The 6,523-nt window shown below is 71.9% G+C and carries 5 protein-coding genes; 1 reads left to right on the top strand and 4 read right to left on the bottom strand.

The genetic code is table 11. The features are described 5' to 3' along the window. From ACTWPW_RS62505 to ACTWPW_RS62490, 4 genes are all read right to left on the bottom strand, one after another. A partial coding sequence (locus ACTWPW_RS62505; RefSeq protein ID WP_443174770.1) for a non-ribosomal peptide synthetase occupies positions 1-1,730 on the bottom strand: 1,730 nt, incomplete at its 3' end. A 10-nt stretch (positions 1,731-1,740) separates the two neighbouring features. After that, positions 1,741-2,853, bottom strand: a complete 1,113-nt coding sequence (locus tag ACTWPW_RS62500; RefSeq protein WP_443174769.1) for a zinc-binding dehydrogenase — start codon at positions 2,851-2,853, stop codon at positions 1,741-1,743. After that, positions 2,850-4,226, bottom strand: a complete 1,377-nt coding sequence (purF, locus tag ACTWPW_RS62495) for an amidophosphoribosyltransferase (protein WP_443174768.1) — start codon at positions 4,224-4,226, stop codon at positions 2,850-2,852. Before purF ends, ACTWPW_RS62500 begins: the two co-directional genes overlap by 4 nt. Beyond that, complete coding sequence (locus ACTWPW_RS62490) at positions 4,213-4,842, bottom strand: TIGR00730 family Rossman fold protein (protein ID WP_443174767.1); 630 nt, start codon at positions 4,840-4,842, stop codon at positions 4,213-4,215. Before ACTWPW_RS62490 ends, purF begins: the two co-directional genes overlap by 14 nt. A gap of 417 nt (positions 4,843-5,259) precedes the next feature. Between ACTWPW_RS62490 and ACTWPW_RS62485 the strand changes: the two genes are divergently transcribed. Further along, positions 5,260-6,523, top strand: a 1,264-nt coding sequence (locus tag ACTWPW_RS62485; RefSeq protein WP_443174766.1) for a BTAD domain-containing putative transcriptional regulator, incomplete at its 3' end; no start/stop codon positions are given.

Raw genomic sequence — 6,523 nt, 5'->3', positions numbered from 1 at the left:
GGTGGCGGGCTCGGGCGGGTCGTCTTCAGCCAGGCCGCCAGGCCGTTCACGGTGGGGTGGATCATCAGGCGGGAGATCGGCACCGGGCGGTCCAGCCGGCGGCGCAGCCGTACGCAGATCCGACCGGCGTCCAGAGAGTTGCCGCCGAGCTCGAACAGCGACACGTCGTGCGGCAGCTCGGGCACCCCGATCACCTCGGCGAAGGCGGCGGCGACCGCGAGCGTGAGCGCGTCGGCGGGCGCTCCTGCGGCCTGGCGCCGCGCCGGTGCGGCCAGGGCCAGCAGGGCAGCCTTGTCGATCTTTCCGTTGGCCGTCATCGGGAAGGCGTCGACCCGGTGGATCACTTCGGGCGCCGCGTACGCGGGCAGGCTTTCACGCAGCCTCACCCCCAGCTCCTCGGCCGAGAGGTCCGACGCGACGAAGAACAGGTGCAGCCTGGCCGCCTCGACGACGGCCAGGCACCGGCTCACCTCCGGCTGCGCGGTCGCGACGGCCTCGATGGCGGCCAGTTCGATGCGGTGCCCGCGCAGCTTGACCTGCCGGTCGCCGCGGCCCGCGAAGTGCAGCAGGCCGTCGGCGTCCACGTGACCGAGATCTCCCGAGCGGTACACCCGGCGCCCACCCCACGCAGGGAACCTCTCGGCGGTCAGCTGCGGATCGCCGAGGTACTCCACCGCCAGCCCGTCGCCGCCGACGCAGATCTCGCCCGTCTCGCCGGGCCCGCACAGCCGCTCGCCGTCCAGCACGAAGACCTCCGTGCCCAGCACCGCGCGGCCGATCGGGACGCCTTCGGGCAACCGGCAGTCCTGCGGCCGCACGAGGTGCGCGGTGGTGAACACCGTGCTCTCCACTGGCCCGTAGCCGTTGATCAGCCTGACGCCGGGGTGCGCGACCATGAACGCCCTGACGTGGTGCGGCGACAGCCGCTCGCCGCCCGTCACCACCTGCCGCAGCCCGCCGAACGCGCCGACGTCCTCCTCGACGAACAGGTTGAACAGCGAGGCGGTCAGCCACACCCGGTCCACGCCGCGCCCGGCCACCAGCGCGCGCAACTCCTGTGGCATCAGGTACGGCGCGGCCACCACGACCGAGGTGCCGCCGGTCAGCAGCATGCCCCAGAGCTCCAGGCTGTAGCCGTCCCACGGCACCGGGGCGGCCTGCGGCATCGCCGTACCCGGACCGCCGAGAGCGAGCATCGGGTCCCCGGCCAGCCGGGCGGTGGCGCGGTGCGGGGTGATGACGCCCTTCGGGCGTCCGGTGGTCCCGGAGGTGAAGAAGACGGTCGCGGGGTCGCCGCCGTCGACCTCCACCGGGTACGGCAGGCCGCTCCCGCCGATCGCCTCCTCCAGCGGGCCCGGCTGCCACGAGGGCGGCCCCCAGCCGGCAGCCCCCCCGCTCACGATCAGGGGCGGCCGGAGCTGCCGCACCACGGCCGCCAGCTGCTCACGCGGCCACCGGCCGTCCAGGGCGGCGTAGGCGGCCCCGCACTTCAGCAGCGCGAGCAGGACCGCCACGAACCCGGCCGACCTGGGCATCATCACGGGGACGAGATCCCTCGGGGACACGCCGCTGTCCTGCAGCCGTCTGGCCAGTACGTCGGAGGCGCGGTCGAGCTCGCGGTAGGTGATCTGTCTGTCGTCCTCGACCAGAGCGACGGCCTCGGGGCGGACACGGGCGAGATTGCGGAAGATCTCGTGGATCACACCGCCGTGCGGGTAGGGCGTGCGCATCGGGAACTCCTCAGCGGGCGATGTCCAGGACGGCCTTCATCACCGCGCCCGCGGCCACGTCGTCCAGGGCGTCGTCGGCCGACTCGAGCGGGTAGGCCGTCACCAGCCGGGCCAGGTCGAAGCGGTTGGTCAGGGTGGGGAGCAGGGCGACGTACTCGGCCAGGTGCGCGCCGGTGAAGCCCCACGAGCCCCTGATGTCGAGCTGCCTGCGGACGATCTGGTGCGGGTTGAGCGGCACGTCGCCTCTGTCGGTGTACTGGCCGACGACCAGGTAAGCGCCGCCCCGCGCGGGCATCAGCAGGCCCTGCGCGACGGCGGCCGGCGCGCCCGCGCACTCGATGACCAGGTCGGCGCCGCGGCCGCCGGTGAGGTCCATGACGGCCTCCAACGCCGTACCGGGGGTGCCCCCCTCCACGACGTCCAGGTGATGGTCGCCGACACCGATCTCGGCGGCCAGCTTCAGCCGCGAGGCCGGTCCGCCCACGACGATCACCTCGGCGGCGCCCGCGAGCCTGGCCAGGGCCGCCGCCGCGATGCCGACCGGGCCGCTGCCCTGCACGATCACCGTCTCGCCGAGCCGTACCGGTCTGCGCTCGTAGAGGGCGTGCACCATCGTCGGGGCCGCACACGCCAGTGAGGCGGCGGCCAGCGGGTCCACCCCTTCGGGCAGCCTGACCAGCGTGGTGCCCTCGCGCAGCGTCATGCGGTCGGCCCACGAGCCCGACAGCGGCGGGTCGTCGTCCAGGCCGAGCGTGACGCCGTACGTGCTGCGCCGCACGCAGAGGGTCGGCTCGCGCCTGCCGCACGCCGCGCACCGGCCGCAGGAGATCGACGAAGCCCACATCACCAGGTCGCCGGGACGCAGCGGGGTGCCGAAGAAGTCCTCGCCTTCCTCATCGCCGCAGGCCACCACGGTGCCGAGTCCCTCGTGGCCGAGCACGAGCGGCAGCGGGATGGGCAGGAAACCCTCGCGCAGGTGGACGTCGGTGCCGCAGATGCCGCCGTAGCGCGGCGCGACCAGGGTCTGACCGCGGCGCGGCGCGGCGACGGGCACCTCGCGCACGCCCACCGGTTTGCCGAACTCCGTCAGGCAGACCGCGCGGCTGGATGTCAGGCCGTTCATACGGGTTCCCTTCCTCGTGAGGCCGGCCCTGGTGCGGCCGATAGGGCCACGGCGTCCGGGTAGGCGCCGGTGAAGCAGGCGGTGCACAGGTCCCCGCCTTGGCGGGTGCTTTCGACGAGGCCGCCGATCGACAGGTAGCCGAGCGAGTCGGCGCCGAGGATGCGCTGGATCTGCGCCACCCCGTACCGGCCGGCGACCAGCTCGCCGGTGGTGCGGATGTCCACGCCGAAGAAGCACGGCCAGCGCACGGGCGGCGAGGCGACCCTGACGTGCACCTCCGCCGCCCCCGCCTCCTTGAGCAGGGAGACGACCTGCTTCATGGAGGTGGCCCTGACGATCGAGTCGTCCACCACCACCAGCCGGCGGCCGCGCACCGCCGAGACGATGGGGCTCAGCTTGCGCCTCACCCCGAGCTGCCTGCCCTGGCGGGAGGGCTGGATGAAGGTGCGGGTGGCGTAGGCGTTGCGCACGAAACCCTCGGCGTAGGGGATGCCGCTCTCCTCGGCGTAGCCGAGCGCGGCCACCCGCGCGGTGTCGGGCACGGGGATCACCAGGTCGGCCCGCGCGGGCGCCTGCCGGGCCAGCGCCCTGCCCATCGCGTTGCGCACCTCGTAGACGGAGCGGCCGTCGATGACCGAGTCGGCGCGCGAGAAGTACACGTGCTCGAAGACGCACAGCGCCTTGACGCCGGAGGCGAAGGAACGCACCCGCAGGCCGTGCGCGCCCATCTCGGCGATCTCCCCCGGCTCGACCTCGTGGTGGAAGACGGCACCGATGCTGTCCAAGGCCGCCGTCTCCGAGGCGACCGCCCAGCCGTTGCCCGGCAGCCTGCCGATGCTCAGTGGCCTGAAGCCGTGCGGGTCGCGGGCGGCGTACAGCACGTCGGCCGAGATCCCGACCAGGGAGAAGGCGCCGTTCGTGCGGGGCAGCACATCGGCGAGCGCGTCGGCGAGAGTGCCGGGCTCCGCGGCGACCTGGGCGGCCAGCAGGTGGGTGTCGGAGGTGCGGGCGGGGGAGGGCAGCCGGGTCAGGTTGCCGTTGTGCGCCAGCGCGAAGGGCTCGCCGGATCCGGTCTGTCCGATGACGGGCTGCGCGTTCTCCGGTGACGAGTCGCCCGAGGTGGAATAGCGCACGTGGCCGATGCCCAGGTGCCCCTTCATGCCCTGCAGCGCCTCGTGCGTGAGCACCTCCGAGACCAGTCCCATGCCCGTGTGGTGGGCGATGTCGGCGCCGCAGGACAACGCCAGGCCCGCCGATTCCTGGCCGCGGTGCTGGAGGGCGAACAGGCCGTCGCGCAGCCACTCCGCGACGGGCTCGCCGTGGGTCCAGATGCCGACGACCCCGCATTCCTCCCCGGCGTCACCCCAGAGCATGGCCGCCGCTCACCACGGTGTGCTCCGCCAGGAGCGCCATCGCCTTCTCGGGGGTGCCGGCCAGATGGAAGAGCGGCCTGTCGCGGGGCGGCGCGAACCCGTGCTCGCGAATAGCGGTGACCATGCGCAGGAAATCGCCCCAGATGCCGTCCACATCGAGAATGATCAGTGGTTTGTCGTGCACGCCGAGATGTGCGGCGGCGATCACCTCCGTGATCTCGTCGAGCGTGCCGAATCCGCCGGGCAGAGCCAGGAAGGCGTCCGCCCTGGCGATCATTTCCCGCTTTCGATCGAAAAGATCGTCGGTAATGATCAGCGTTTGCGCGGGCGGATTGTTTGGACGTTCGCGTTCGTACAGGAATTGCGGTATCACGCCGACGATCTCGGCGCCGCCGTCCTCGGCCGCCCGGGCCAGCGCGCCCATCAGGCCGATGCCGCCAACCCCGTACACCAGGCGATGGCCGCTCTCGGCCAGCAGGGCGCCCACGCGGCGCGCGTCCTCGACCGCCTGCGCGGAAACGCCGGGCCTGGCTCCGCAGAAGACGCAGACCGACAGGGTGCGCGCGGTCTCCGGCGCCTTCTCCAAGACTCCGGTTCCAGAGTCGTGCATGGTCATCTCCATTTCGAGCCGCTGGGCCAGGACTCCAGCGTCCGGAGATCGCTATCATCCGGGCATCAACCAGCAATCACTTTTTGGGTGGGAGTCGTAGGTGCTCATTGCTGGGCGCAAACGGATTCCTTCTTGACAAATATCGTCAACAGACCAAAATCCCCTGGTGGGGGTTTTCGCCGCCCACCCTCGCCGTGCAAGTGCGACCTTGGCAGGTATGCGCAGGTCATTCGCGTATGTGCGACTAGGAGGATGGCAGGAGTGCAGAGAGCGGCTGCGAACCATACGGCAGAGCAGAACGGCGAGAGCATCCTCTTCCGGATTCTCGGTCCCCTCGAAGTCAAAGGGCCTGGTGGCAGCCTCCGGCTCACCTCTGCCCGTCAGCGCAGCGTCATCGCAGTCCTGCTCCTCGAGGCCAACCGGGTGGTCACGACGGAGCGCCTGATCGACGCGGTGTGGGGCGACGACCCGCCCTCCAGCGCGAGGGCGCAGATCCAGATCTGCGTCTCCCGGCTCAGACGCGCGCTGGCCGACCTATGCCTGCCCGACGTCATCAGCACGGTCGCGCCCGGCTACCTGATGCTGGTCGAACAGGACCAGCTCGACGTGCACGTCAGCGAGCGCCTGACCGCCTTCTCCAGACAGGCCGCTTCGGCCGGCAGGCAGGCCGAAGCGGCGGAGGCGATGCGGGCGGCACTGGCGCTCTGGCATGGCGAGCCGCTGACCGGCATCGACAGCGAGCTGGTGAAGCCAGCCAGGATACACCTGTCGGAGCGCCGCCTTTCCATGATCGAGGAACGCGTCGCCTACGAGCTCGGGCTCGGCAGGGAACGCGAGCTCGTGGAGGAGCTGCTGACGCTCACCGGAGAGCATCCGCTGCGTGAACGGCTGTGGGCGCAGCTGATGACCGCCCTGTGCCTGCTGGGCCGCCGCTCTGAGGCGCTCGAGGCCTACCGGCGCGCCCGCGAGGTGCTCGTCATGGAGCTCGGGCTGGAGCCCGGCGAGGAGCTACGCCGCCTGCAGAAGTCGATACTGAACGGCCAGAGCGAGCCGGTCGAACCCGTCGCGAGCGAACCCGCCTACGCCGAGGAGGCTCCGCCCGCGCCCCAGTGCCTGCCGCCCAGCGTCTCCGACTTCCTCGACCACGCCCAGCTCGTGGACCAGCTCAGCGGCGAGCTCGGGCACTGCTCGGCCGACCAGCTCAGGGACCTGCGGGTGGTGGCGATCTCCGGCATGGGCGGCATCGGCAAGACGGCCCTGGCCCTGCAGGTCGCGCACAATCTCGCCGCCGAGTTCCCCGACGGCCAGCTCTTCGCCGACCTCGACGGCACGGGAGCCCACCCGCTGGCGCCGCGTCAGGTGCTCGAACGCTTCCTGCGCGCGCTGGGCGTCGCCGCCACGGCCATGCCGGCCAGCCTCAGCGAGTGCGCCGACACCTTCCGCGGCCTGGTCGCGGGCAGGAAGATCCTCATACTGCTCGACGACGCCGCCGACGAGGCCCAGGTGCTCCCGCTGTTTCCCGGGACGGCCAGCTGCGCGGTCCTGGTGACCAGCCGCGGCAGGCTCGCCGGCCTGCCGGGAGTCCGCCAGGCCTACCTCAGCCTGCTGACCACCGCGCAGTCGGTGAGCATGCTCACCGCCATGATCGGCGACGAGCGCGCCAGGGCGGAACCCGCGCAAATGCCCG

It is taken from the genome of Nonomuraea sp. KM90, assembly GCF_052246675.1.
Classification (GTDB): Bacteria; Actinomycetota; Actinomycetes; order Streptosporangiales; family Streptosporangiaceae; genus Nonomuraea.
The sequence above is the reverse complement of the archived record's forward strand: the minus strand, read 5'-3'. Positions and strand labels throughout refer to the sequence as shown.

Bases quoted from the DNA above. Each gene is read 5' to 3' on its own strand.
- purF (WP_443174768.1), bottom strand. From the start codon at position 4,226: ATGCTCTGGGGTGACGCCGGGGAGGAATGCGGGGTCGTCGGCATCTGG.
- ACTWPW_RS62500 (WP_443174769.1), bottom strand. From the start codon at position 2,853: ATGAACGGCCTGACATCCAGCCGCGCGGTCTGCCTGACGGAGTTCGGC.
- ACTWPW_RS62490 (WP_443174767.1), bottom strand. From the start codon at position 4,842: ATGACCATGCACGACTCTGGAACCGGAGTCTTGGAGAAGGCGCCGGAG.